This is a genomic window from Nonomuraea terrae (assembly GCF_044465245.1).
Lineage (GTDB): Bacteria > Actinomycetota > Actinomycetes > Streptosporangiales > Streptosporangiaceae > Nonomuraea > Nonomuraea terrae.
In genome coordinates, this window is the sequence record NZ_JBITLL010000002.1 from 181,207 (window position 1) to 206,741 (window position 25,535).

A 25,535-nucleotide genomic window follows, 5' to 3' on the forward strand; every position below is an offset into this window, starting at 1 on the left:
CGTTCTTTCCTTTCTCGTTCTCGGTGGACTGCGGTGTGCGCGTTCAGACCAGGATGACGGTGTTGACCGCGATCCACATCAGCGTCGTGGTCACGGTCGTCCACAGCACGATCGCCACCGCCTGCCACAGCAGGACCCACCCTCGCGGCGTGCCGGACGCGATGAGGATGGCGGAGGTGAATTGGGTCGGGATTGCCAGGGGCCCGAGGATGCTCGCGCCGGGCACGCCGAATCGGACCAGGTACCTCCGGAAGCGCTGACGTCCCTTCGACTCGGGCTTGGGCTCCGCGGGCGTGTCGATCTGGCGCGCGCGACGAGCCACCGCGGTGGTGCGGACCCGCGAGCTGAGCAGCACGACCGCGAGAACGCAGAGGAAGTTCCCTGAAGCCGCGGCGATGCCGGCGACGATGGGATGGATCCCGCCCAGGACGCCGATCGGCGACCCTCCTTCGCCCTCGATGAACGGGATCGCTCCGGCAACCATGACCATGAGGGGCTGGACGATGTCGGGAACCTGAGCCACGAGATCTTGGAAGTTACGGACAAGGGTCTCGATGGGATTCACCGGGGGCTCCTCAGGCTGCGTGTCGCGGATATCGCGATATGTTTCGAATCAGCCCCAGTAGAGACCGTGTTCTTGGAACATGGTCAAATCCCGTGGGAGGCGACGGTCAGTCGTCGCCATTCGCCTCGCGCGCGACGCGCAGTTGCTCGTGCGCGAGGATGCTGGCGCGGCGCAGTACGTCGAGCTGGGCGGTGTTGTACAGCTCAATCACCGCTTCGATGAACGTCTGCTGCGTGACATGCTCACTCTTCGACAGATGCGCCACCGGATCGCTCAGCCAGGGGTAGTCGATGAGGTTCTGGGCGAGGATCGGCGCGAGCCTCTCAGCGAGGCGCTGCCGGGTCGCCTCGTCCGCGTCGGGCGGCAAGGCGTCGATGTCGGCGCCGATGGAGTCGGTGTCGGCTTCCACCATGCGCCGCACGTCCGCCATCGCATCCTCGTCGTAGAGTTGCGTGTAGATGTGGATGATCGAGTTGTCGGCCTCGGACAGGCGTGAGGCGACGGACTCGAACCCCGCCGGCACGTCGGCCGGCGCGCTGTCGCGCAGGATGGCCGCGATGTCGAACCGGGCTTTCTGCAGGCGCTCGAGGCGTGCCGCGAGTTCGGCGTCGAGCTGTCGCAGTGCATCCGGGGTGCTGTCCCCGCCCGTGCCGACTTCTTCGATCTGCGAGAGCGGCACGCCGAGCTCGACGAGCCGTCGGATGCGCAGAAGGCGCACGAGATCCTGCACCCCGTACTCTTTGTATCCGTTGTACCTGCGCTCGGGCTCGTCGAGCAGGCCGAGCCGGTGGTAGTGCCTAATGGTGTTCACCGTGGTGCCGGCGAGTTCCGCGAGTTCGCGTGTACTCCAGGCCACGTCGTCTCCTTCCCGCGCTCACAGAGTGCGTTGTCATCTCGCCCGCCGGGCACTTCATGTCCAGCAGACACGTCGCCGCGATCTCGTCAACGCGGGTGCTGAGAAAGACCGTAGCACTTCAGTACTGCTCGGTACCGAAGTGCTGTGGGAACGTCGCGGCGATGACGGGCTGTGCCCAGTGTCGCGCCGTACGCGGTCGGCATGTTGCGAGATGGTCGTCCGTGAGCGCGGCGTCCGGTCATAGAGTGAGGCATGGCGTACGCGACGGGAATCATCGTTACCGTCTCGCTCGAGTCGGGTCGGCGTGATCGTGGCTCAAGCCTTCACTGAAGGCGTGCTGCCCGAATGCCGACGAGCATGGTGCCGTCGGGAGCCGAACTGGCGGCGGGCACGCTCGCGTCCGACGTCCCGAGCCTCATCATCGGCCCGGGGGTGGCCGGTGCCACCCCCGGGGACCCGCTGGCCCGCCCGACTATGCGCGGCGCGCGAACCGTTCCCGGAGATGCTGACGAGGGCCGACCCTGGACGTCAGGAGCCCAGCTGACGCTGCACTGCCTGGGCGTCGATCAGATAGTTCATCTCATAGAAGCGCCCATCGCGGACCTTGTGGAAGGCGTACTCGGCATACTCGACCGTGGCCCCGGTGGGGGTCACGCCGAACCACTCCTTCGCGGGCGTGCCCTTGTTGAACAGACGGGCCGCCACGCGATCACCGTCGATGGCGACGTCCTTGACCCGCCAAGTGAAGTCGGGTACCGCATCGCCGTGCCCCTTCAGCTCCGCGATCACGTCGTCCCGCGTGACCCGCTGGCCGTTCTCGATGACCTCGTCGTGAATGAACTCGGTCATGCGGTGAAATTCATGAGCATTGAGCGCATCGATGTAGCGCTGGAAAAGTGCGCGCAGTTCAGTGTCGGACATGATTGCTCTCTCTGTCGCCCCGGATCGGGATTGTGTACTCGGATGGTGATGACGTGCGACGCCCTCCCACGATCTCGCCGTGGCGGCCGTCGCCGAAGGTAAGACCCCGACTGCAGGTATTTCTATTCTAATCGGTACATAAGTCGAACGAGGTGCGCACCCGTCAGCTCTCGTAACGCCCCCACGAGCGTGATGAGGAGCGGGACGAGCAACGCGGTTTGCGGTGTTGGCACCGGAGGGACGCTTTCTACAAGCGGTAGCCGCCGGTGGCGTCGATGACCTGTCCCGTGACCCACCGGGCGTCATGGGAGGCGAGGAGGGCGACGACATCGGCGACGTCGTCGGGTTCGCCGATGCGGCCGAGGGCGTTCTGTGCGGCGATGTCGGCGATGAGGCGGAGGTCGCCGCGCAACCAGGAGGCGTTCATGTCGGTGTCGGTGGTGGCGGGGACGACGGCGTTGACAGTGATGCCGCGGGGGCCCAGGTGCTGGGCGAGGGGGAGGGTGAGGGCGTCGATGGCGCCCTTTGTCATGGTGTAGCCGATGAGATCGGGGAAGGCGACGCGGGTGGCGCCGGAGGAGATGTTCACGATGCGCCCGCCGTTGGCCAGGCGAGGCAGGGCAGCCTGGATGATCAGGAACGGCGCGGTGGTGTTGATCTGCTGCTGGCGGATGAAGTCCTCGGCATCGAACTCCTCGATGGTGCCGTGCAGGGCGACCCCGGCGTTGTTCACCAGCACCCGCACGGGAGCGTCGCGCAGCGAGCCCGCAGCTTCATCGTAGGCGGCCCAGAACGCGGTGCCGGTGTCGGGTGCGGCCAGGTCGGCGGCGAAGGAGAACGCCGCGCCGCCGGCCGCGATGATCTTTCCGACGACGCTGGCTGCGGCGGCCGAGTCCTGGCGGTAGTGAACGGCGACGGTGTATCCGTCGGCGGCGAGACGGCCGGCGATGGCCGCGCCGATGCCACGGCTGGCGCCGGTGACCACTGCGATGCGGTCGGACTCATGGGCGTTGAGCGCCTCGATGTTGCGCAGGTCGGTGTCAGACATGACGGCCTTTCTGTCGGCCCGGATCGGGGCTGTGTTCGGGTGGTGATGGCTCGCGACGCCCTTCCACGCTCTCGTCGCAGCGGCCATCGTTGGAGGGGACAACTTCGGCCCCGCGACTTCTATTCCGAGCGGTACAAAAGTCGGCGTGTCGCTCCGGGATGCGCCACCGCAGCAGCGTCAGCGCAGCGCGCCGGTTCGCTCGCCCGGCGTCGCACGAACATGCGCAGGGCTCCGTGACGCGGAAGGAACAGGCCCCGAGTCCTCACGCGCTGCACCGCCAACGCACACGCGCCGCTGGATCTCGTCACGCCCCGGCGAGGGCGAAGAGGAGTGGGACGAGCAACGCGGTCGTGTTGTTGACGCCGTGCAACACAACGCCCGACCAGATCGAACCCGACCAGCGGAACAGTAGGGCGGCGAGCACCCCGACCACGAACGCCACGGGCAGGATGGGGTTGATGCCGTGGGCGACAGCGAAGACCGCCGCGCTCGCGACGACCGCGATCCACGCGTGGTAGCGGGCGAACAGGGCGTTGGCGAGAACCCTGCGGAAGAACGCCTCCTCGCCGAGCGGAGTGATGATCGCCCCCGCGACGAGCGCGAGGACGAGCGACCACCAGCCGGCTGCAGCAGCCGCCTGGTAGCTCGTCTGCACGTTTTGTGCGTCGCCGCTCACGAGCATGTAGACGACCGCGACGATCGCGTAGGCGACCAGGCCGAGCATCGCGGCTACAACGAAGTGACGCGGCCTCGCACGGCGGACGCCGACGGCTGCGAGCCCGCGTATACGGATGAGTACTGCGGCTGCAAAGGCCATGAGCCCCATCGCACCCGAGACGAGAAGCCCGACGACGCCTGCTACGGCGGCGTCTTTGGCGAGCGGCAGCAGGACGGCCACAAGGAGACAGGACGCCCCGTAAGCGGCGCCTCCCGCCAGGATCTCCGGCCACCCTGGCGCCTTCAGCCGGACGCCCCCTGTCGCGGTTTCGCCAGGTGTGTTGACCATCATGTCCTCTCCTTTGTTCCCCCGCGGGTTGTCTGAAAGGAGAAACCATGTAGTCGGGACACAGTCAATACATCGTTCGTACGGCAGGTTCAGAGCGAGCACGTCACCGGTCCGCCTGGCGAGTGTCTGCGCCGGTTTCGATCCGGGGCAGCGTCCTCGTACCGGAGGGCGATTCTGTAAGCGTGGCCGACGTGGCCCTCGGTGAGACTCTGCGCGAATGCGTGTCGGACGTCTTCGCATCCTTCATCTCGACAGAGTCGCACGCCCCGCTATGGCTGCCAGCTGCGCAGTGCCGTATCGGCGATGTCCTGGAGTTGGTCGTGACCGAGGCCGCTGGCGGCCTGGACAGCGATACCGAATGCCACCGTCATAACGTATCGGGCCAGTCGCCCTGCGTCGGCGTCGCGCGGGAGGTCGCCCTCGTCGACGGCGCGCTGGAAGCGCTCCTGAAGGCGTAGGCCCGCATCGTTCCGCCAGCTGACGAGCAGATCGTGCGCGGGTCGACCTCCGTCGCTTGCCGCCAGCGCGCCCTGCACTGTCAAGCATCCAGGATGGCCTTCGGAAAGGGTCGTGGTCCGAACCGCTCCATGCAAGAGCGCCTCTGCCACCCCTCGCGCGGTCGGCTCCTCCAGGGCGCGCGTCGCGTAGGAGGCCGGCCCCTCCACGTAGCGCTCCAGTGCCCTGCGGAACAGCTGCTCCTTGTTACCGAAGGCCGCGTACATGCTCGTCTTGGTGATCCCCATGGCGCCGGTCAGATCAGAGAGGGTCGCACCCTCGTACCCCCGCTCCCAGAACACCTGCATGGCGCGCTCCAACGCCTCGTCGATGTCGAATTCCCGAGGCCGGCCCATGACAGTACTCCGCGAACGACCCATCCTACAATTGTACTATTCGGTACCGATCGCCGCTGAGATGCTGGTCATGCTGTGTGCTCTCTGCACCGTGCCCGGCGCTGGTGCCCAACCGGGTGCGACGACGTGCTGGCGTGCCACGCGATAGCGACCTCCCCAGGTAGAACTGGGCACGTCCTACACGTCCGGGTCGAACCAGCGCTCGCCGGTTTCGTGGCCACGCGGTGAATCGCAGCGTTCGTAAGGTCACCACCGCATTGTTCGCACGGTCCGGTGCCGTGAACAGTGACGGCACGTCACGTGTCGGCGTGACATGGCGCCACTGCCGGGTGGCTGCGGCGGCTGGTGGCATGGAGGCATCGCGCTGGGCGCAGAGGACCAACCGTGAACAGTTGGCCGGGAGGCAGGCATGAAACGACGTCGAAGAGTGGCCTTGACCGTCGTCGTCGGGCTCGCCGCGTCCCTGGTGGCGCACCGGCCCAAGCGGTGGCAGCGGCGAGCCGGCTTCCTCGACTGGCTACAACGCACACGCTGACGCCGGTCATGAACACCAGGTGCGATGCAGACCGTCTCGACATAACAGAAGCGTATAAAGGAGTCCGTAACGTGAGCAGAAGGACGAGCATTACGTCCCGCCCCGGCAGGGGTCGCCCACCCCTACGGCGACTCCGTTTCGCGAGTATCGCCCTGGTGGCCTGTTTGGTTTCGCTCGTGGCGTGCGCATCCGGAGAGGAAGAGGATCCAGGTCCGGGCGAAAGCGCGGCCAGCACTGCGCTGGAGCGGTACTACACCCAGAAGCTGGAGTGGAAGGGCTGTACCGACTTCGCCACGAGCCCGCGTGAGGCGGAGATCCTCGGGAAGGCTCCGGCCGAGTGCGCGTGGCTGAGTGTGCCGCTGGACTACGACGATCCTCAGGGCACCGCCACCACCGTCGCGGTCCTGCGCTTCGCTGCCCGGGGAGAGTCGCAGGGCTCACTGGTGTTCAATCCCGGGGGTCCCGGTGGCTCCGGCGTCCTGGGCGGTCTGGGGGTCGCGGCTCAGATGACGAAGAGTCGCATCACCGAACGGTTCGACGTGGTCGGTTTCGACCCGCGTGGTGTCGGCGCCACCAAGCCCGCGGCCGACTGCTACACCGAGGGTGGCGCGAGCCGGGGCGACGAGGTGTTCCCGCTGATGACCATGACCGCCTCGCTGACGGAGGAGGACACTCGCGCGGTGTTCGACCGCTGCGCAAAGGGATCCGGGGGTGTGGAGGCGCTCACCCAGATGGGTTCGCGCACGACCGCCCGGGACATGGACGTGCTGCGGGCGGCGCTCGGTGAGGAGAAGTTGACGTTCCTCGGTCAGAGCTACGGCACCCGGCTGGGAGCGGTTTACGCGGAGCAGTTCCCGCAGCGGGTGCGGGCGATGGTCCTCGACGGCGCGTTCGACCCGAACCTGGGGACGATCGAACGTCGGCTCTCGGCGTACGGGGGCTTCCAGCGAGCATTCGAGGCGATGGCCGCCGCGTGCGCGGAGAAGGCGACCTGCCCGTTGGGGACCGATCCGAAGGCATGGACGTCGACGTTCCAGACGATCGTTCAGCCGCTTAGAGACAAGCCCGTGCCCGCATTGGACCAGGAACTCGACTTCGACGAGGCGCTCGGTGGGGTGATGGCTGGCCTGTACAGCCCGGACAAGTGGCCCGCCATCGTGAGTGGTCTTGCGGAGGTGCAGCAGGGGCGTGGCGACACGCTGCTGGAGCTGACGTTCGACTTCGAAGGTGGTGAGCCCGACTCTGTGCTCAACGGCAACGCCATCGAGGCGATGTTCGCGATCAACTGCATGGACGAGCAACGGCTCACCCCGCAGGACGCCACCCGGCTGCGCGTGAAGACCTACGAGATGGCGCCCTTCATGAACCCCGGGGGAGACCCCGCGGTGGGCGCACGCGACGGATGCGAGTTCTGGCCGGCCCCGCCGACGCTCGGCATCCCGTACGCACAGAACGTCAAGGGCCTGCCGGACACTCTGGTCATTTCGATCACCGGTGACGCCACCACTCCGCACCAGGGTGCCATCAGCCTCGCCGACACCCTGGGCAGCGCCCTGCTGACCGTCGAGGGCGAGGGACACACCATCGTCTCGTCCGGAAAGAACGAGTGCGTCGACACCATCGCCGCGGACTACCTCATCGACCTCAAGCTGCCGGCCACCATGCCCACCTGCTCCGTCTGACCCGGCAGTACGGCGATCGCGACATCGCCCCGGACGGACGAGGCGACTCGGCGGAACCTCACCGAGAAGCTCGCACCGATCCTGGCGCGACATCTCGTCGACCCCCCTGGTTGAGCGAGCCGGGGGCGGCCCCTATCGGTGTCATGCTGTCTCAGCGACTCCCCGATCGCAGACGGAGCCGCACTGGTCCCACGCCACCCTTCAACCGGCGCGACACCGCCTGTGCCTCAGTCAGAGACACCCCAATGGACCACGCAGAGGCCCTGGGACATCCTGAATCGACTCCAGTCGTCATCACAACGGGCCGACAGGGGCATCACGTCACCACATCGCTGTGACATCTCACCGATCGAAGGCGGACCGTCGCTTACAGCCAGTCGTGTTCGCGGGCGTAGCGCGCCGCGTCGTGACGGGTGTGGGTCTGGGTCTTCTGCATCGCGTTGGACAGGTAGTTGCGCACCGTGCCCTGCGCGAGGTGGAGCCGGCTGGCGATGTCGGCGACCGAGTAACCAGAGCCGGTCTCGCGCAGGACGTCGAGTTCGCGGTCGGTCAGGGGGCAGTCGTCGATGACGGCCAGCGCGGAGACCTCCGGGTCGATCCAGCGCCTGCCGGTGTGCAGGGTGGCGATGACGGAGGTGATGTGGGCCGGCTCGGAGGACTTGCTGACGAAGCCCTGGACACCGAGTTTCAAGGCCTTTCGCAACACGCCCGGCCGGGCGTGCCGGGTCAGCATGAGGACCACCTGTTCCGGGCGCGCGCGGCGGATCTGCGCGACCGCGCCGAGGCCGTCCACGCCCGGCATCTCCAGGTCGATGACCAGCACGTCGGGTCGGTGCCGCAGGGTGGCTTCGATGGCCGTCTGTCCGTCTTGCGCCTCGGCGAGGACGGTGATGTCGCCCTCCAGCGGCAGTAGCGCGGCCAGGGCCGTGCGGAGCAGCACCTCGTCGTCGGCGAGCACGATGGTCGTCATCGGTCGTTCTCCCGCGCGGCCGCGGTCGTGCCGGTACGGGCGGGGGGGAACATCGCGGCTGTCCGGAACAGTCCGTCGTGCTGTTCCACGATCAGCTCGCCTCCGTCGCCGGACACCCGTTGTCGCAGGGCCGACAGCCCCCTGAGCTCCGGAGGTGAGTTGCCCGCCGCTCCGTCGTTGACGATCGTGATACCCGCCTCGGAAAGCGTGATCTGCACCTGGGTGGCCTGCGCGTGCCGCAGGATGTTGGTGGTCGTCTCGCGTAGAACCTGGCCGAGCAGTTCGCCGGCCTGGGCGTCGACCTCGGCCTCCCGTGTCAGCCGCACCCGGATGCCTGCGGCCTCGAACAGGTTCTTCGCGTTCTCGATCTCCGCCGAGAGGTTGAGCCGCCGTTGGGCGTAGGCGAGTTCCTTGGTCTGCGCGATGGTGTCGCTGACCAGGGCGTACGTCTCGCGTAGTTCCTTCTCCGCCCGTCCGGCGTCGCGGAGCAGCATCTTCTGCGCCAGCGCGATCTTCAGCTTCACCACGTGCAGGGTGTGGCCCTGGATGTCGTGCAGGTCGCTGGCGAACCGGACGCGTTCTCGGACGACAGCCAGCTCCGCCTCGCGCTCCCGGGTCTGGTCGAGTTCCCGGATGAGGTCGTAGAACCGCTCGCCCAGCAGGGTCATGACCGTCACCAGGGCGGTGAGGGCAGTCGGGGTGAGGACGTAGCTGACCAGGACCTCGCGTACGTCGTCCCGCTCCACCAGGAGCCGCGCCGCGCCGACGACGGCGACGTAGGAGAACAGCCCGGCCACCGCCAGGGCCCGACGTCGCCGCACCTCGCGCAGGGCGAGGGAACCCACGGCGCAGACACCCCAGTACGCGTTCGGGCTGCCGGTCAGCAGCGCCCCCAGCGGCCACACGGCTCCCGCCACGATCATGGCGGGCAGCGCGACCCGGGCGAGGTCGTTGGCCGTCCACCGTTCGAAGGCCACCAGGGCCGCCGCGAACCCCGGAGCCAGGACGACGACGTGCCACCAGGCATGTGCGTCGATGTACATGAGGGCTGCCGCAGCGATCATGAGCGGCGGCAGTGAGGCCGCGAGATTGAGCCGGCGCAGCCGTCCCTGCGTCGACTTGGTGTAGCGCGGCGATCTTGTGGTCACCGTCCCAGTATCCGCATGCCGACCGGCCGCGACCAGTGACACCACATCACATGGAGCCCGTGACATGGTTGCACTGACGGGTGGCCGCGAGTCCCGCTGTCATGGATGCATGTCCAACACACCAGTCATCGAAGTCGAACACCTGAACCTCACGTACGGCGACTTTCACGCGGTGAAGGATCTCTCTTTCCAGGTACGGCGGGGGGAACTGTACGCGCTGCTCGGCACCAACGGGGCTGGGAAGACCTCGACGCTGGAGACCATCGAGGGACACCGGAGGCCGACCTCCGGCGCCGTGCGCGTCTTCGGGCACAGCCCGCAGGACCGACGCGCCGTACGTCCCCGGATGGGCGTGATGCTCCAGGAGAGCGGGTTCTCCCCGGGCCTGACCGTACGCGAGTCCGTCGGTCTGGTCGGCCGGCTCAGCCGGCGTACCGACGACGTCGACCGGTTACTGGACCTCGTCGACCTCACCGACCGGGCCGGCCGGAAGGTGTCCCAGCTCTCCGGCGGGGAGAAACGACGGCTGGACTTCGCCACCGCCGTCTACGGAACACCCGAGCTGATCTTCCTGGACGAGCCGACCACCGGCCTGGACATCCAGTCCCGGGACGCCGTGTGGGCGACGGTGGACCGGGTGCGTGAGAACGGCGCGACCATCGTGCTCACCACGCATTACCTGGAGGAGGCGCAGCAGCGCGCCGACCGCATCGGGTTGATGCACCAGGGCACCTTCCACCGGGAGGGCACGGTCTCCGAGCTGACTCGCACCCTGCCGGCGGTGATCCGCTTCTCCCTCCCGGCATCGGCACCGTCGCTGCCGTTGCAGGCTGTCGTCGACGCCGACGGGAAGGTCATGGTCGAGACCTTTGCTTTGCAGGAGGACCTGTATCTCCTGCTCGGGTGGGCGCAGGAGCACGCCGTGGAGTTGCGGGGTCTGGAGGCTGGGGCAACCCGGCTCGACGACGTGTTCCGCGCCATCAGCAGCTGATTCGTTCTTTCGAGAGGAGTGTCACCGTGTTGTCCATCGCTTCCAGTGAGCTGATCCAGATCTTTCGAAACCGTCTTGTGCTGATCACCAGCTTCATCATTCCCGTAGCGGTCTGCGTGTTCTTCGTCCGTCAGCACGAGACCTTCGCGACCATCCTCAGCCTCGGCTACATCGCGGCGATCGTGATGTTGACCGCGGCCGCGTTCGGGCTCTACGCCACGGCCGTCACCACCCTGGCGTCCCGGCGTCAGAACCTTTTCCTCAAGCGGCTACGATCCACCGCCGTCGACGACGCCGGCATCCTCGCCGGTCTGCTGCTACCCGTCGTCGTCCTGGCCCTGGTGCAGGTGACCGCGATCCTGACCGCACTGGCCGTGGTCGCCGGTGGGCCGGCCAACGTCGTCCTGCTGGTGGTGGCGATCCTCGCGACCCTGGCCATGATGATCGGCCTGGCCCTGGCCACCGCGGGACTGACGAACTCACCCGAGCACGCCCAGGTGACCACCCTGCCCGTCACCCTCGGCGTGATCGCCGTGGCCACCTGGGTGGGCGTCAGCGGCACCGAGGACCTCACCCTGCTCAAGCGGCTCCTGCCCGGCGGCTCGGCCACCGAGCTGACCATGAACGCCTGGAACGGTGGAGTCGCGGTGACCGAGTCCCTTGCCCTGCTCGCACCGACGCTGGGCTGGGTCGTCGTCGCCGTCGCCCTCGCCATCCGGCTTTTCCGCTGGGAGCCTCGCCGATGACCGCCGCACCATCAGCTGAGCTACCCGCTGTCAGCGGTCGAGTCTCCGAACGACAAGGCGTGATGATGGTTTCTTCGACACGACGTCTGGTAATCGCGGTGACAGCGGTCTCGGTCTTGGTTCCCCTGGCCGCACGCGGCACCGCCGACGCGGCTGAGCAGCCGACGTGGGACCGTCCGGTGATGGTCACCGCGTCCACCGCCGATCGGGACCGGGAGTTCCGACGGCTGGAGAAGAGGTTCGACGCGCGGCTGGGGATCTACGCGATCGACACCGGTACGGGTCGGACCGTGGGGTACCGGGACGAGGAGAGGTTCGCGTACGCCTCGACGTACAAGGCGTTGGCCGCCGCCGAGGTCCTCGACGAGACCAGAGACGCCGAGATGGATCGCGTGGTGCGGTACTCGGCGGACGACCTGGTGACCTATTCGCCGATCACCGAGCAGCACGTCGCCGAGGGCATGACGCTGCGCGCACTCGCCGACGCCGCCGTGCGGTACAGCGACAACACGGCCGGCAACTTGCTGTTGCGGCATCTCGGTGGACCGCAGCGATTCGAGAAGGAACTGCGGAAGATCGGTGACAAGGTCACCGACGCGGCGCGCTACGAGACTGAGCTCAACGAGGCGACGCCGGGCGACAGGCGGGACACCAGCACCCCACGGGCGCTGGCCGGTGACCTGCGGGCGTACGCCGTCGCGGATGCCCTCGAGCCCGCAGACCGCGGCATCCTCAACGGTTGGCTGCGGGGCAACACCACCGGCGCCGCGCTGATCCGCGCCGGTGTCCCCGACGGGTGGGTCGTCGGGGACAAGACCGGTGCCGCCGGGTACGGCACCCGCAACGACATCGCGGTGATTTGGCCGCCGGTTCGCGCGCCGATCGTCCTGGCCGTGCTGTCCAGCCGCCGCGATCAAAACGCCGGCTACGACGACGCCCTGATCGCCCAGGCGACGGAGGTGGTGATCAGCCAGCTGTGACGGGGCTGGTGGCCGTGAGGTCCGGCGATGCCGCCGACGAGATCGGTGGTGCTGACAAACTCCGTCGTGCGGATGCGTCGGTCGGTGTCCGGCGGCGGTCGGTGGCGCCCAGGAATCGTGCGATGTCCGAGTGGAGGACCGTTCTCAGCTGTTGGAGGTCCTCGATGCGCTCGACCTGGCTATCGATGTAGCGGCAGCGGCCGCTCGGGCTGCGGAAGCGGGTGGCGATCGCACATTGTCACGCTGCGGCGTCGCGGGCCGTAGCCAGTGACACCACGTCACACGGTGCTGTGACGTCCTGTTACTGACGGGTGGCCGCGAGGGCTGCTGTCATCGAGGTATGTCCACCACACTGACTGTCGCTGTCGAAGGGAGCCCGACGTGGTCTCTGGCTTGACTGTGCCTCCGAGGCACGGTGTGGCATCGGGTGGAACTACCGCAACGAAGAACGGGAGACCCGGACGTGTATCGAAGACGTGGCATCGCCCTGATGGGGATGCTTGGCATGGTTGGTGCGCTGGCCGCGGTGATTCCGGCGACGGCCGGGGAATCGACGGCGCGGCCGGCATGGGCCGCGTGCCCGGAGAATGTCGTGGTGCCGCCGCCACTTCTGGTGCAGTGCGCGAAGGTGCCGGTCCCGCTGGACTACCGTGACCCGGAGGGCACGCAGATCCAGATCATGGTGTCGCGGATCGCGAGCACGAAGCCGGAGAAGCGGCCTGGCGTGCTGATGTTCAACCCCGGGGGGCCGGGCGGCACCGGGCTGGACCAGCCGGGATTTCTGGCCGGCAAGGGGCTGCCGGCCAGCGTCATGGACGCCTACGATCTGATCGGCATGGACACCCGGGGCGTCGGGGCACTCGGCGCCGGTCAGCTGTGGCTTCACCGCCGTCGACGCCTACTGGGCCAACAGCCCACCGTACGCGGTCGACGGCGCGGCCGTGACCCGGCAGGCGGAGATCGTCAAGGAGGTCGCCGCCCGGTGCGCGGCGAACGACACCGAAGGGCGGCTGCGACACCTGACGACCGCCAACATGGCCCGCGACCTGGACCGCATCCGGGCCGCGCTCGGCGTGGGGTGCCGCGTACGCCTCGATGTTCTCGGCAACCACCGACCGGATCGTGCTGGACAGCAACATCGGCGACACCCACCTCGACCGTGCCGGTCTGCGCCGGTACGCCCTCGGCATGGAACAGAGGTTGCCCGACTTTGCGGAGTGGGCGGCGGCGCGGCACGACTCCTACGGGCTGGGCCACACGCCGCAGCAGGTGCGCAGGACCTATTTGACCATCGCCGAACGACTTGACCGGACACCGGCGGCCGACGGTCTCAACGGCGCTATGTTCCGGACCTACACCTTCGCCTCCCTCTACAGCGAGATTCAGTACGCGAACCTCGCGCGGATCTGGCAGTCGTACCAGGACCATGGCAAGGCGCCCTCGGAGGCGAAGGCGACGGTGGCACCGAGCCCGGCCGACAACGCCTTGACGGTGTTCCTCGCCGTCACCTGCAATGACGTCGAGGGGCCTGAGGACGTGGAGACCTACCGGCGGGCCGTCTTCGAGGACCGAGAGCGATACCCGCTGTACGGTGCGGCCAGCGCCAACATCACTCCGTGCGCCTACTGGAAGTACGAGCCGTCCGAGCCCTCCGTTGCGATTAGCGACAAGGGCCCGCGGAATGTGCTGATCCTTCAGAACTGGCACGACCCGGTCACCCCGTGGGCGGGTGGCAAGCTGCTGCGTGAGCAGTTCGGCCAGCGCGCTCGGCTGGTGACCGCCAACGAGAGCGGGCACGGCGTCTATGTGCTCGGCGGCGACGCTTGCGCGCTTAACCTCACCACGTCGTACCTGGTCGACGGCACGATGCCCGCCGAGGACACGACGTGCCGGCACGACTGACCTTGTCCGGAGTCGAAATCGGGGGCGGAACCGGTGTCCGCCCCCGTGCCGAGCTGGCGGCCAGCATCGAGCGCCAGCAGCGGATGCGCGAGGAGCTGGCAGGGATGGAGCTGCATCCAGGGTCAGTCGACGGGCATCGAGTCGACGTCGTCGAGGTAGACCGGACCGAGGCGATCCGTCCCTCCGTACAGCCCTGCGCATTCGCCGATCCTCTGCCTTCAACCGGCGGATCCCGCGCCGAAGACGCCTCCATCTGACTGGAGCGTGGCCCGACGGCATGGTGTTCGCTCATGAGCGCAGCAACCGATTCGAACCCGAGAGGAACCTTCCCGATGGATGTACCAGGATCCGACGATCCCCGAGACGCGACGAGTCGCCCAAACCCCGCGGCATCGAGTCACTCGAGTCTCTCGACGCAGGGGGGCTCTCGGCCTGCCGTCGATAGCTCCCGACCGTTCGGCGCGCACCTCCGCATGAGTTGGTGGAAGCCGCTCGTGGTCATCATCGTGCCGTCGCTCGTGATGGTGGTCCTGCAGATTCTGCTCTACCAGGTCGTCGGCATCATTGAGGGCAGCGACGACCCGATGGCAGCCACCTTCACGCCGTTGAAGTTCCTGGCCGTCAACCTGAGCGTGGGCACGGCGGGCGTACTGGCGATCCTGCTCGTGGTGTGGATGGCCAAGGTACCGTGGCGCAGCCTGATCAGCTCACCACGAGCATTCGACACACGCCGCTTGGTGCAGTACCTAATCGGCGCGGCGCTGCTGGTGGGCGCCGGGATCGGTGTCGTGGCGTTGGTCGCACCGGACGCTCCGGGCTGGACCGCCTTCGGTGTCACCGGCACGACGATTGTCATGCTGTTGATCGTCGTCCTGACCACTCCGATGCAGGCCGCCGGGGAGGAGCTGATGTTTCGAAGCGCCGTGCTGCCCGCCGCCGCATCCTGGGTGCGTGCGGTGCGCCCGGCTCTGGTGGTCGGGCTCGTGGTCTCCAGCCTGGCCTTCGCCGTGGTCCACGGGTCTACCGACCCCTGGCTGTTCGGCTACTACGCCGTGTTCGGCATCTCCACCGGGCTGATGGCGATCATCAGCCGCGGCATCGAGGCGTCGATCGCGTTCCACATCGCCAACAACATCCTGATGACGACCGTCAACACGTTGATGGCGGACGGCGAGGCCTTCGCCCTCGATCGGTCCACCGACTCCGGCGATGCGTCCCTGCTGATCCTTGCCGCCGTCAACATCGGCATGGTCGTGCTCGTCTGGCTGCGCGAGCGGCTGGTGCCTCGTCATGCAGTCTTGGACGGGTAATTGGCAGTGGCGAATCCGGATTTCGGGGGTGCTCGCTGGTTGCGCCAGCGGATGTAGCCGCCGAGGGCTGTGTCCTGCTCGGCGTGGGTTCGGTGGTCGGTACCGTTGAGCGCGAAGTGGCGCACGGCGGCGAACTGGGCTCGCCGTGGGGTCGCCAGGCCCGGCCGTGGGGGGTTGCAGGTTCAGCGGTCCGAACTCGTCGATGCAGATCACCCAGCCCTCGGGGGGCGGGTGGTCGTAAAGGTTCAGGATCCGGTGCATGGATGTCGTGCCGTGCTCGTCGACGGTGCGGAACCGCAGTCCCAGGTCGTCGCGCTCGGGGCGCTGCTCCGGGAAGCGGAACCCGGCCGCAGTTCCACCGCGAGATCCCCTGGACCTCTCCATGATCAGCGCGCCAAGCAAGGCAGCGGGGGAGCCGTTGCCGCCGCCGAAGCGGTTGCCCGCATCGTCACCATGGTCAACAACGTCATGGTCGCGGCGACCGTATCCCCTCAGCAGTAATCGATCTTCTCACAGAGACAAGGATTTCGCATGGGCACTTACGCAGTGACGGGTTCGGCATCGGGGATGGGCTCTGCGGTGAGCGAGCGGCTGAGCGCCGCCGGACACTTAGTGATCGGCGTGGATCTGTACGACGCCGAGATCATCGCCGATCTCGCGACAGGGGAAGGCCGCTCGGCAGCGGCCGCCGGAATACTCGAACGGTCCGGTGGTGTACTCGACGGCGCGGTAGTCGCCGCCGGGATCGGGCCCGTACCAGGTCCCGACCGCGCGCGGAGGATCGCGCAGATCAATTACCTGGGCTCGGTCGAGCTGCTGACTGCCCTGCGGCCGGCGCTCGCGGCGAGCGGTGATGCCCGGGCCGTGGTCTTTGGCAGCAACTCGCCCACCGTCATGCCTCACGTGCCCTGGCTGGTATTCCGTGCCATTCGCGCCGGCAAGATCGAACAAGCGGTGCGGAGGGTGCGGATATTCGGGCGGGCCGCCCCTAACTTCGCCTATGCGGCGTCGAAGCTCGCGGTGACCGACTGGGCACGGCGCGCGGCAGTAACTCCAGCGTGGGCCGGTGCCGGGATCAGGCTCAATGTGATTGCCCCGGGACCGGTGAAGACGCCACTGCTCGACGAGGAACTGGCGGATCCGGTCGCGGCCAAGGCGTTCCAGTCGTTCCCCAACCCGATCGGCGGAGTGGGCGACCCCGGCCACCTCGCCGACTGGGTGATGATGATGCTCTCGCCCGCGGCGGCGTTCATGAGTGGCAGCGTCGTCGTCGTCGACGGCGGCACCGAAGCGTGGTTCCGTGCCGGCGAGTGGCCCCGGCCTGTCGCCATCCGGCAGATACCCCGCCATCTATGGCGTTGGCGAGCCTTTTCCCGGCTTTCGTCCACGGATCGCGCTGAACCGTCGAGCAGGCCATTTCCTCCGTCTTTCCACTGACCCGCACAGGCTCCCTAACGGCCTGCGCCCCGGCCGCAACCGCCGCTCGAGAAAGGTCTGATCAGACCGAAGCTGGTCTGCCCTCCTCGCCGGATCCCCGCTTCCGGCCTGGAAAGGAGGACCCGTGCCCGCAGCGCCCGCCCCGGTTGTCATCGCGATCGATCCCCACAAGGCGTCCATTCACACAAGTCCCGGTAGGGTCCAAAGGTTGCCATTGTCTATCTAGAAAGTGCAAGCCGAACGGCGCGGCGCGATCGACGACCCGGTCCCACTCGCTGCATGATCAGGGCGGCGGCAGAGACCATCAGAGGTGTTGTTGTCGCCTACTCCGCTGTCAGCTCGGCGGCAGCCGCGGTGGGCTACGCCGAGCAGCTCTGGATGGCGACATTGACTCGGCTGACCCACCGCCGCCGGCGATCAGAGCTGCTCCCGGTCACCCCGCCTGGCACGGTGCGGAAACCTTGCACATGGCCAGCCTCTATCCGGCGCCCCACCAGGCCGGGTCGAAGACTGTGCAAGCTCGGTGCAGGCAGGAGCGCTCCTCAAGCCCTCGACAAGCTTTGCCGAAGGATCAGCATCGCTGATATCCGCTCCGCCCTGTGGGACGCCGCAGCAGGCGCTGGCCCTCGTGGTCATCGATCCCGCGCACGCGTACTCGTTCTGCCACCCGCACAGCCTGGCGACACCACGCCGCCCGGCCCAGCCTCCGGCCGGCGCGTCACATCACCACGGGGCAAAGATTCTCTTATGCGGCATTAGTGACAGTTGCGAGGCATGGGCGCTGTTCCAGTCTCCGCGGTTCCGAGGTCGTCGGAGTGTCCGGCGTGGATTCGCGGCCACTGGGCGGTGGGGCGTCCGTTGGTCCGCATGTGTGCCGACTCCCTGTCAACCTGCGGTTGCGGCCAGCCGGAGGGCGAGTCCTCCCACAGCTCCTGGCGCCCGTACACGGTGAGGTCCATGAGCGCGTAGCTGTAGTCCATCGCCTCCACGCCGCGGCGCGACGTCCAGTAGGTCTCGAAGACGCGGTCGCCCTCCCGCACGTAGCACACGAGGTGCATCAGGCCGAGCTCGCGACCGACGAGGAGCGCGTCAAGGGAGGGCTGTGCCGAATACCACGGCATGTCCCAGCCCATGAAGTCGCGATAGCGGACGCTTTCGTCGTAGGACACCTGGGCATCGGCCGGGCCGAACGCGGTGTTGCGGCCCTGGCTGAACACTGCGTAGGTGATGTCACGGGAGTGCAGGTAGGACAGCTCGCCGACCTGGCCGAGGAACAACGTGCAGCCCTCGCACTGCTCGGGCGCGGGCCGGCCGGGCCACCACATGAAGTAGTAGGCGATGAGCTGTCGACGTCCTTCGAACGCGTCCAGCAGGGTCACCGGCCCGTTCGGTCCGATCAGCTCAAGGCTGGCATCCACCTCCACCATGGGCAGGCGCCGGCGGGCCGCCGCGATCGCGTCACCTTCGCGGGTATGGGCCTTCTCCCGAACCCGCAGCGCATCTACGTCGGCCTGCCAGGTGTCCCGGTCGACGACCGGCGGCAGCGCAGAGGTGTCGTTGTTCTTCGAATCATCGTTCATGATCGTCTCCTAGATTCAGTCGTGACCGTGCGTGGTGCCTCCCCGAGGGCACGCGGGTCGTTGCGGCTCCCAGTCGGGCCCCCGATGGGCCCTCATCATCCTCGCGCCGCAGGATGACCACCGGTGTCCTGATCAACATCTACCGCCGTATCGACGGATAGCACCGACCGTCGGCGGCTGGTCCTGCTCGTCAACCTCGAGCGGGGCTCGCGCTGAAAGACATGGTGAGCGCCGCCACACTTCCGCACACCCGGCCCTGACGGGCCGGGGTGGCGTCCGCTGCGGAGATCGAACTGAAGCGTCAGTCCATCGTCTTCCAGAGCCCGCAGTGGTGGGTGCGGGCCAGGTTCACCGGTCCGGTCCGCTCGATGGCGATCGACAGTGCCTTCGATGTGCCGCTCCGGTATGCCGGCCATTGCGGACCTGGATCGCCGGTCCTGGCGAACGCCGTCCAGTAGCCGATCAACCGCTCGGCGAAGGCCTGTTCCTCCGGCGTGGTGGGCGGTGGGCCCTCCTGCTCGTTGTCGAGGAAGAACCTGAGGTCGGCCCCGTGGGAGGCGCCGAACGGGAAGCCTTGGAGCGGCTCGCCCGGCTGGGCGTACTCGTAGGCGTACACGGGTGCGCGCCGCGCCGCCGCGTCGATCGCCGGTAGCTGGGTGCACGTGCCGGCCACGCCGCCGTGGTCGGTGAGCAGGGTGGCCAGCGCCAGGCTCGGGGTGGGGTAACCGCTGGCGGGATAGAGGGCGAGGATGCGTGTCGCGTTCTCAGGACCGAACAGTCGTGTCACGATCTGCGGGTACTCAGCCTCGGTCACCGGCTTGCCTTGGCGGTCGTACACCAGCCAGACGAGGCTGCGCAGCTCGTGCTTCGTGCCGCCGTGGATCAGCGGGACGTCGGCGGCCATCCCCAGCCGCATCGCGGTGAGCGGCTGCAGGGGCAGCGCCGGCGTGCCCGCGACGGGGAACCACGAGACGTCCGCCCGGTGCCGGCTCACCTGGCCGAAGAGCTCTTCGGCGTCGGACCGCCGGACCAGTTCCCCGACCGGCTTGCCGCGCAGGCATTCTTCAGCCGTCGTGGCATCTGTGCAGCCCAGCTCGGCCGCGAACGCGAGGCCATGCCGATCCGCGGCCTGTTCGGTCTTCATCGGATTGCCGCACGGCGCGCTCTGCACGACGGCCTTGTCGAACAGGCCACGTGCGGCGGGCGCGGCCAGCTGGGCGCACACGCTGTACCCGCCGCCCGACTGGCCCCACAACGTCACGTTGCGGTCGTCGCCGCCGAACGCCCCGACGTTCTTCCGCACCCAGCGCAGCGCGGCCTGCTGGTCGGCGAGCCCGAAGTTCCCGGCATACGGGTCACGCAGCGACGGATGGCGCAGGAATCCCAGCGCACCGAGCCGGTAGTTGAACGTGACCACGATCACGTCCTGGCCGACCATCCGCTTCGGATCGTAGGCGGCGCCGAAGCCGCTGATCAGCCCGCCGCCGTACACGAAGACGAGCACCGGCAGCTTCCCCGTCCCTTCACGCGGCGTCGTCACGTTCACATAGAGGCAGTCCTCGCTGCCCGCGGGCTCCGGCGAACTGGAGAGCTGCGGACACTGCGGCCCCGGCCGGGTCGCGTCGCGTAGGCCCTCCCACGGCTTCGCGGCATGTGGCATCGCCCAGCGCAACGGACCGATAGGAGGAGAGGCGTACGGGATACCGAGGAAGCTGCGATGGGTCCCGGTCACCTCGCCCTTCACCCAGCCGCCGGTGGTGAGCACCCGGTCGGCCGAGCCACCGCCGTCGTTCACCTTCACCGTCGTTGGTGGCAGCACGACTGCGGTGGCCAGTACCGCAGCAAACACACCCCATCGTTTCACCATGGCTCCCCTGATAGGTCGGTGCTGACGGGCTGGTCGTCCCTCGACGGGGGTAGCCGCGTGCACCCCGGCGGAGGTATGCACATTGTCATCGCTCGGCTCGCCCTGTGGGGCCCCGCAGGACGAGCGCCCAGATGAGGGAGCAGAAGGCCGCCGTCGCGGTAAGAGTCCTGACGATGTCCCAGGTGACCCAGGGAGTCACGAAGTCGTCGCGCACAGCGGCTAGGTTCTGGATACGGGAGGGGTCACCCGCATCCCTCAGCTCGTAGTTGAGCGGGACGTGGACTGTGAAGGTGATCAGGAGCGTCAGCGTATAGAAGGCGAGTCCGGTGACGATCCAGCCTGCGACCTTGGCCGAGCCGGCGCGACGTGCCTGCACCAAGGCGACCGCGGCGAACACCGGAGCACCGAGGAAGATGAGGAAGAAGGCCGGATTCTCGATCTTGACGATCGTCTGTTGCATCGCATCAACGAGGGTCCGGTCGTCGGCCGCGGTCAGACCCGGCATGACGGCGATCGTGAAGGCGCACAGGAGGCCCGCGGACAGCCCCATAGCGAGCACAGCAGCACCCAGCACCTTCCGTCCTCGGTGTCCGTTGGTGGGCTTGCGGGTGGTGTCGCCGGCCATCGCGGCCTCCTCTCGGCCCCTGTGGAGCCGGTGTGGGTGTATGGATCGGTAGTGCAACACGTCCGGCCCCGGCAGATCGTCACTGCGTGACGCTCCGCGTCTCGGTGTCGTCCGGATCCGAGTCGGCAGTGTGCTTGCGCAGCACTCCTGGCAGCGCAAAAGCGACAAGCATGGTGGTCAGCAGGCCACCGCCACCGGCGATGAGAAGTGTTGTCGGTGCGGAAGTGGCGTCCAGCAGGAACCCGCCTGCTATGTATGACAGCGCGGCGGCTACTCCGATTGCTCCATAGAGGTTGCCGAAGACTCTGCCGAGCATTCCTTGAGGGACCAGGCGCTGCAGCATGGTGTTGGTGGCTACGTCCATCGCCGCGATGCCGAATCCGCGGATGAACTGGGTCATGAACGCGGCGGCGGCGGCCCAGGCCAGCCCGGTGAGGAGGTTGCCTGCGCTGTTCACCGCGAAGCCGGCGACCAGCAGGGTCACCAGGGACATTCGAGCGCTGTAACGGGCCGTCAGCGCGTACCCGAAGAGCAGCCCGATGCCGACGGCGCCGAGAAGCAGTCCGGCCGCCGACTCGCCGGCCGCGAAGGATTCGGTGGCCAGGAGAACCAAAGCGACATCGTCCACTCCGTTGAAAGCCACGATGGCGCAGAAACCCAGGGCGATGACCCTGACCACCTTGGCTGATCTGATGTAGCCGAGCCCGGACTTCGCATCCCCCAGGAGGGAAGCTTTCGATCCTTCGGGAGAGGGTGCCGGGGGAAGTGACCGCAGCTTGAGCAGTACCGCGCCCGCAAGCACGAATGAGACGGCGTCGACCAGGAGGACGCCCCGTATTCCGACGAAGGGAAGGAGCGCGGCCGCGGCCAGCGGGCCGAGAGCCTCGGCCGAGTTGGTGCCGAACCCCAGCGTGGCGTTGGCGGTCTCCAAGTCCTTGTCCCGAACCAGCCCCGGTAGCGCCGCGCGCGAGGCCGGCAGAAACACCTGTCCCGCAATCGCGCGCAGCCCGACCAGCACCAACAGCAGGGGGAGCGGCGGCAACGACAGAGCGATGAGCAGGAGCACCATGCCCTGCGCCAGCTCACATGCGATCATCACCCGTTTGAGTTCGAAACGGTCGCTGATCGCGCCGGCGATCGGACTGAGAAGCGAGGGAACGAAATCGCCGACAAGCAGCAACAGTGAGACCGCGATCGCTTGCCCCATGGTGTCGGCGACGTGGAGCATCAGCGCGACGAGGCTGAGCGCGTCACCGCCCACCGAGATGACTCGTGCCGACCACAGCGAGCGAAATCCCGCACTGTCGCGTAATAGCTGTAACCCGCTCGCCTTGCTTGGTTCGGTTCCCGTGAATTCCGCCGGAGACTGACATGGTCTCTTTCTCCTCGGCTTTGGAGGCGCCCTGGCGGGTTGCTCTCGACGGCGAGGGAGCGGTCTGATCATCATTCCTGTGCCGGTTGATCCGATGACAGGGCAACGATGTGGTCGGCGAGCACGGTTGGGGCGTCGAGGTGCACGAAGGTCCGTGCGCCAGGGATCTCGACGAACGAGGCGTCGCGAAACGCGCGTTGCAGACGCCGGCCCAGCGCGGGCTTGAAGGCGCGGTCGGCGGCGCCCCATACGATCTGCACTAATCCTGTGAAGTCCTTCAGGCGGGTGGAGACGTCGAGCAGGTCCTTCGGATCGACGGCTCGCAGGAATCGCACCGTGTCCCGGCGGATCTTCTTGCTCCGTAAGCTCGGCTCGATCCATGCCCTGGTTTGGACCGGATCCAGCTCATTGGCGAGAAGACCGAGCCCGAGGGGTGAGTGGCGGAAGGCGCGCAACCGCATGGGCTGCATGTTGAGGCGCATCCGGAGTTCGCCGCGCAGGAGGCGGAAGATGACGTTGTAGGGGAAGGGCGGGAAGGTGTCGAACGCGTCGCAGTTCGTGAGCACCAGCCTGCCGATCCGGCTGGCATCGATGTCGAGCAGGAATTGACTCAGCGCGCCCCCCGTGTCGTTGCCGACCAGCGTGACGTCGCGCAGATCGAGGGCATCGAGGAAGGCCAGGATCTGCCGGGCGACGCCGCGCGGAGATTGGTCGGCGTCGGGCCGCAGGGGCGTGCGATGGGCCCCGAGCGGCCAGTCGGGTGCGTAGGAGCGGATGCCTCGCGCGGCGAGGTGGTCGGCGACGCCGGACCAGACCGAGCCGTCGACGAGGAACGCGTGGACGAAGACCACCGGAGGTGCGGTCGAGTTCGCTGGGCCCGCGATGCGATAGCTGACGGTGCCCTGTGGCAGGTCGATCGTCGTCATGCCACTATCCTTAGATAGATACAACCTGTATGTAAACTTAGGAACAGACTGTATGCAAATTTCTCGCCGCACGCAAGCAGACCGCTCGGCCGCGACACGTACCGCCCTGATCGCTGCTGGTAGGAGGCTGTTCGCCGAACATGGATTCGCCGGAGTCGGGACGGAGACGATCGTCCGCGACGCGGACGTCAGCCGGGGCGCGCTCTATCATCAGTTCGGCGACAAGACCGAGCTGTTCGCCGCGGTGCTCGCGGATGTCGAGGGCGAGATCACCAAGCAGCTCGCCGCCGAGATGTTCGCCGACGCCGACGCTGCCGGTGACTTCGTTTCGTTGATGATGCGCAGCGCCGAGGGCTGGCTCGAAGCCTGCCAACGACCCGAGGTGCAGCGGATCGTGCTGCTCGACGGGCCGTCGGTGCTGGGCTGGGCGCGTTGGCGCGACATCTGCCAGGCCAATGTGCTGGGGTTGATCGAGGGAGTCCTCGCCCGAGGGGTGCGCGACGGCGTGCTTCTGCCGCTCCCGGTCAAGCCGCTCGCGCACCTTCTGCTGGCCGTGGCGGATGAGGCAGCGCTCTACGTCGGCGCCGCCCTCGAACCGAACGCTGCTCGGCGTGACATGGTGGCCATCATCCGCCCACTCATCGAGGCGCTCACCCAAGCGCAAGCTGAGCGATTGATCATTGCGCCTCCAGAAGAGGTCTGACTGTCAGGCTTTCCGCACGGGTGAGGCGCTCCGCGCACAACACATCGGTGACCCAGGGCGCGCGCAAACAGCGGCCCGCTGCGGTACGCGGCTCTGGTACGCCACACCCACAACCGCGTGGAATCGTGGCTCACGACTCTGGAGGAGGAGGGCGTGCTGCCCGCGGGCGGCAGGTGACTTCGTGCGCGCTACCTGCTCATCGTCCTGGACGGGCTCGCCGTTGCCCCCTGCCGGAAACCACCCTGGCGCCGCATCACGAAGAAGTAGTTCTCCGGGCCGCCGCCAGCACCGTCCTACACCTGCCGTGGCCACAGGGCGATACGGCAAGTACCCGCCTCGGGTGATTCAGCGGGCTCCAGCGCCGCCTGTGTGGGCGGTTGGTATGGCGCCCTGGCTCGACGCGCGCATGGGAGTGACTGCCGGCCCGTCGCGGCGGGTGCGGTACCAGACCACCGCGGTGATGACCGCCAGCAGAACGACCGGGGTCAGGTAGACGACGGAGCCGACACCGGACGAGCGGTCCGTCAAGGCGCCGAGGTCAGCGTGCTGCGCCATCGCCAGCAGGAGCCCGAAGACGTTGTTGGCAGCGTGCAGTACGACTGCGGTCTCGATGCCGCCGGTGCGCCACGTGATCAGCGCGAACGCTACACCGACAGCCAGGAACTGGAGGTTCAGCCAGGCGTCGGTGGACAGGTGGATCGTGGCGAACAGGACGGCGGAGACGACGACGCCCAGGGTGAGAGCGGATCGCGGTCCGCGGCCCCAGCTCCCGGCGACCCGGAAGATCAGCCCGCGGTAGCCGTACTCCTCGCCCGCGCTCTGCAGCGGAACGATGACGATCGTGACCGCGAACATGAACAGCAGGTCGGCAACCGCCCAGCTCCCTGCCGGGGATGGCTCCAGGGCGGCGAGAACCGTCATGTAGACCGCCCAGACCGGTGCAAGGAAGAGGATCGCGCGGCCGAGGACCGCAGGTCGGAACGCCCCGACGACGGAGTGGAGCGAACCGCCCTTGACGCCGTACAACCAGCGCTGGATGAGCATGCTCCAGGGGATCAGCAGCGCGGTGGAGGCATAGGCGGTGGCCATCGTGACCGGCGTGAACTCCGTACCGCCCGTCACCACGCTGTCCCGCCCGAGCAGGAGGTCGATCTGACCCCCGAGCTGGGTGAAAGCAGCGCCGAAGCCCAACAGGCCGGCGTGCAGCAGCACTATTGCGAGGATGCCGCGACCGATGCGGCGCTTCTCCCCCGCGAGCACCAGGTGATACGGCGTGCCTCCAGGGACCGATCTGGGCTGACCCTCCGAGCCGTCGGCGGACGAGCGTGCGGTGGACGAGGTCTCGAACAGGTGGGGCATGGTGTGTCTCCTCGGGGAAGGCATGCGTCAACAGGGTGTGCGCGGGGCAGGAACATCTGCTGGATCGAGCGATACGGCGCCGGTACGCCGTAGCCGTAGGCGTGCTGGAACTTCGCGCGGCGCTCGCGGCCGGGCTCGTCACCGGCGTCTGGGTG

General features: G+C 67.6%; 26 protein-coding genes. 11 read left to right on the forward strand and 15 right to left on the reverse strand.

Translation table 11 applies throughout. From position 1 onward, the window contains the following. Positions 1-43: 43 nt before the first annotated feature. From ACIBP6_RS07035 to ACIBP6_RS07060, 6 genes are all read right to left on the reverse strand, one after another. A complete protein-coding gene (locus ACIBP6_RS07035; protein ID WP_397049628.1) occupies positions 44-565 on the reverse strand; it encodes a hypothetical protein in 522 nt (173 codons plus the stop codon). Between the two features lie 106 nt (positions 566-671). Further along, the gene (locus ACIBP6_RS07040) at positions 672-1,421 is read right to left on the reverse strand and encodes a MerR family transcriptional regulator (protein WP_397049630.1); all 750 of its coding nucleotides are present in this window, start codon (positions 1,419-1,421) and stop codon (positions 672-674) included. A 528-nt stretch (positions 1,422-1,949) separates the two neighbouring features. Continuing rightward, positions 1,950-2,342, reverse strand: a complete 393-nt coding sequence (locus ACIBP6_RS07045; RefSeq protein ID WP_397049632.1) for an ester cyclase — start codon at positions 2,340-2,342, stop codon at positions 1,950-1,952. Between the two features lie 247 nt (positions 2,343-2,589). Next, positions 2,590-3,390, reverse strand: coding sequence for an SDR family NAD(P)-dependent oxidoreductase (locus ACIBP6_RS07050; protein ID WP_397049634.1), 801 nt, complete (start codon positions 3,388-3,390; stop codon positions 2,590-2,592). Positions 3,391-3,694: 304 nt separating this feature from the next. Continuing rightward, positions 3,695-4,399, reverse strand: a complete 705-nt coding sequence (locus tag ACIBP6_RS07055; protein WP_397049635.1) for a lysostaphin resistance A-like protein — start codon at positions 4,397-4,399, stop codon at positions 3,695-3,697. 266 nt (positions 4,400-4,665) lie between these two features. Further along, entirely contained in the window at positions 4,666-5,271 is a 606-nt protein-coding gene (locus ACIBP6_RS07060) for a TetR/AcrR family transcriptional regulator (protein WP_397049637.1), read from the reverse strand. A 385-nt stretch (positions 5,272-5,656) separates the two neighbouring features. On the opposite strand from ACIBP6_RS07060, the gene ACIBP6_RS07065 reads away from it, so the two are divergent. Together ACIBP6_RS07065 and ACIBP6_RS07070 are read left to right on the forward strand one after the other, a co-directional pair. After that, positions 5,657-5,782 carry a hypothetical protein gene (locus ACIBP6_RS07065; protein WP_397049639.1) on the forward strand — a complete coding sequence of 42 codons (126 nt, stop codon included), beginning with the start codon at positions 5,657-5,659 and terminating at the stop codon, positions 5,780-5,782. A 155-nt stretch (positions 5,783-5,937) separates the two neighbouring features. Continuing rightward, the gene (locus ACIBP6_RS07070) at positions 5,938-7,464 is read left to right on the forward strand and encodes an alpha/beta hydrolase (RefSeq protein WP_397049640.1); all 1,527 of its coding nucleotides are present in this window, start codon (positions 5,938-5,940) and stop codon (positions 7,462-7,464) included. A 367-nt stretch (positions 7,465-7,831) separates the two neighbouring features. Here the strand turns inward: ACIBP6_RS07070 and ACIBP6_RS07075 are convergent, their stop codons facing one another. Beyond that, positions 7,832-8,434, reverse strand: a complete 603-nt coding sequence (locus ACIBP6_RS07075) for a DNA-binding response regulator (protein ID WP_397049642.1) — start codon at positions 8,432-8,434, stop codon at positions 7,832-7,834. After that, positions 8,431-9,582, reverse strand: coding sequence for a sensor histidine kinase (locus ACIBP6_RS07080; RefSeq protein WP_397049644.1), 1,152 nt, complete (start codon positions 9,580-9,582; stop codon positions 8,431-8,433). Before ACIBP6_RS07080 ends, ACIBP6_RS07075 begins: the two co-directional genes overlap by 4 nt. A 109-nt stretch (positions 9,583-9,691) precedes the next feature. Between ACIBP6_RS07080 and ACIBP6_RS07085 the strand changes: the two genes are divergently transcribed. From ACIBP6_RS07085 to bla, 3 genes are all read left to right on the forward strand, one after another. Then, on the forward strand, positions 9,692-10,573 hold the full coding sequence (locus ACIBP6_RS07085; protein WP_397049646.1) for an ABC transporter ATP-binding protein: 882 nt from the start codon (positions 9,692-9,694) through the stop codon (positions 10,571-10,573). Positions 10,574-10,599: 26 nt separating this feature from the next. Next, the gene (locus tag ACIBP6_RS07090) at positions 10,600-11,319 is read left to right on the forward strand and encodes an ABC transporter permease (protein WP_397049648.1); all 720 of its coding nucleotides are present in this window, start codon (positions 10,600-10,602) and stop codon (positions 11,317-11,319) included. 62 nt (positions 11,320-11,381) lie between these two features. Next, on the forward strand, positions 11,382-12,299 hold the full coding sequence (gene bla, locus ACIBP6_RS07095; RefSeq protein WP_397051477.1) for a class A beta-lactamase: 918 nt from the start codon (positions 11,382-11,384) through the stop codon (positions 12,297-12,299). A 645-nt stretch (positions 12,300-12,944) separates the two neighbouring features. On the opposite strand, the gene ACIBP6_RS07100 is transcribed toward bla, so the two are convergent. Next, positions 12,945-13,112 carry a hypothetical protein gene (locus tag ACIBP6_RS07100; protein ID WP_397049650.1) on the reverse strand — a complete coding sequence of 56 codons (168 nt, stop codon included), beginning with the start codon at positions 13,110-13,112 and terminating at the stop codon, positions 12,945-12,947. Positions 13,113-13,421: 309 nt separating this feature from the next. Here ACIBP6_RS07100 and ACIBP6_RS07105 point away from each other — a divergent pair, with 309 nt between their 5' ends. From ACIBP6_RS07105 to ACIBP6_RS07125, 5 genes are all read left to right on the forward strand, one after another. Then, positions 13,422-14,201 (forward strand): alpha/beta hydrolase, encoded by a 780-nt coding sequence (locus ACIBP6_RS07105; RefSeq protein WP_397049652.1) that lies wholly within the window; start codon positions 13,422-13,424, stop codon positions 14,199-14,201. Next, a complete protein-coding gene (locus ACIBP6_RS07110) occupies positions 14,186-14,458 on the forward strand; it encodes a hypothetical protein (RefSeq protein WP_397049654.1) in 273 nt (90 codons plus the stop codon). The genes ACIBP6_RS07105 and ACIBP6_RS07110 overlap by 16 nt, the downstream gene beginning before the upstream one ends. Before the next feature lie 237 nt (positions 14,459-14,695). Continuing rightward, positions 14,696-15,511 carry a CPBP family intramembrane glutamic endopeptidase gene (locus ACIBP6_RS07115; protein WP_397049656.1) on the forward strand — a complete coding sequence of 272 codons (816 nt, stop codon included), beginning with the start codon at positions 14,696-14,698 and terminating at the stop codon, positions 15,509-15,511. Between the two features lie 273 nt (positions 15,512-15,784). After that, complete coding sequence (locus ACIBP6_RS07120; RefSeq protein WP_397049657.1) at positions 15,785-16,012, forward strand: hypothetical protein; 228 nt, start codon at positions 15,785-15,787, stop codon at positions 16,010-16,012. A 30-nt stretch (positions 16,013-16,042) separates the two neighbouring features. Continuing rightward, entirely contained in the window at positions 16,043-16,948 is a 906-nt protein-coding gene (locus ACIBP6_RS07125; RefSeq protein ID WP_397049659.1) for an SDR family oxidoreductase, read from the forward strand. A gap of 755 nt (positions 16,949-17,703) precedes the next feature. On the opposite strand, the gene ACIBP6_RS07130 is transcribed toward ACIBP6_RS07125, so the two are convergent. From ACIBP6_RS07130 to ACIBP6_RS07150, 5 genes are all read right to left on the reverse strand, one after another. Next, complete coding sequence (locus ACIBP6_RS07130; protein WP_397049661.1) at positions 17,704-18,528, reverse strand: DUF899 family protein; 825 nt, start codon at positions 18,526-18,528, stop codon at positions 17,704-17,706. Positions 18,529-18,829: 301 nt separating this feature from the next. Beyond that, on the reverse strand, positions 18,830-20,377 hold the full coding sequence (locus tag ACIBP6_RS07135) for a carboxylesterase/lipase family protein (RefSeq protein ID WP_397049663.1): 1,548 nt from the start codon (positions 20,375-20,377) through the stop codon (positions 18,830-18,832). A 103-nt stretch (positions 20,378-20,480) separates the two neighbouring features. Next, positions 20,481-21,020, reverse strand: coding sequence for a DUF1772 domain-containing protein (locus ACIBP6_RS07140; protein ID WP_397049665.1), 540 nt, complete (start codon positions 21,018-21,020; stop codon positions 20,481-20,483). Positions 21,021-21,099: 79 nt separating this feature from the next. Beyond that, on the reverse strand, positions 21,100-22,467 hold the full coding sequence (locus ACIBP6_RS07145) for an MFS transporter (protein ID WP_397049667.1): 1,368 nt from the start codon (positions 22,465-22,467) through the stop codon (positions 21,100-21,102). Beyond that, complete coding sequence (locus ACIBP6_RS07150; protein ID WP_397049669.1) at positions 22,464-23,318, reverse strand: alpha/beta fold hydrolase; 855 nt, start codon at positions 23,316-23,318, stop codon at positions 22,464-22,466. Before ACIBP6_RS07150 ends, ACIBP6_RS07145 begins: the two co-directional genes overlap by 4 nt. A 52-nt stretch (positions 23,319-23,370) precedes the next feature. On the opposite strand from ACIBP6_RS07150, the gene ACIBP6_RS07155 reads away from it, so the two are divergent. Continuing rightward, positions 23,371-24,021: a TetR/AcrR family transcriptional regulator gene (locus tag ACIBP6_RS07155; protein WP_397049671.1), complete on the forward strand. Its 651-nt coding sequence runs from the start codon at positions 23,371-23,373 to the stop codon at positions 24,019-24,021. A gap of 345 nt (positions 24,022-24,366) precedes the next feature. On the opposite strand, the gene ACIBP6_RS07160 is transcribed toward ACIBP6_RS07155, so the two are convergent. Then, the gene (locus ACIBP6_RS07160; protein WP_397049673.1) at positions 24,367-25,380 is read right to left on the reverse strand and encodes a lysostaphin resistance A-like protein; all 1,014 of its coding nucleotides are present in this window, start codon (positions 25,378-25,380) and stop codon (positions 24,367-24,369) included. Between the last annotated feature and the right edge of the window lie 155 nt (positions 25,381-25,535).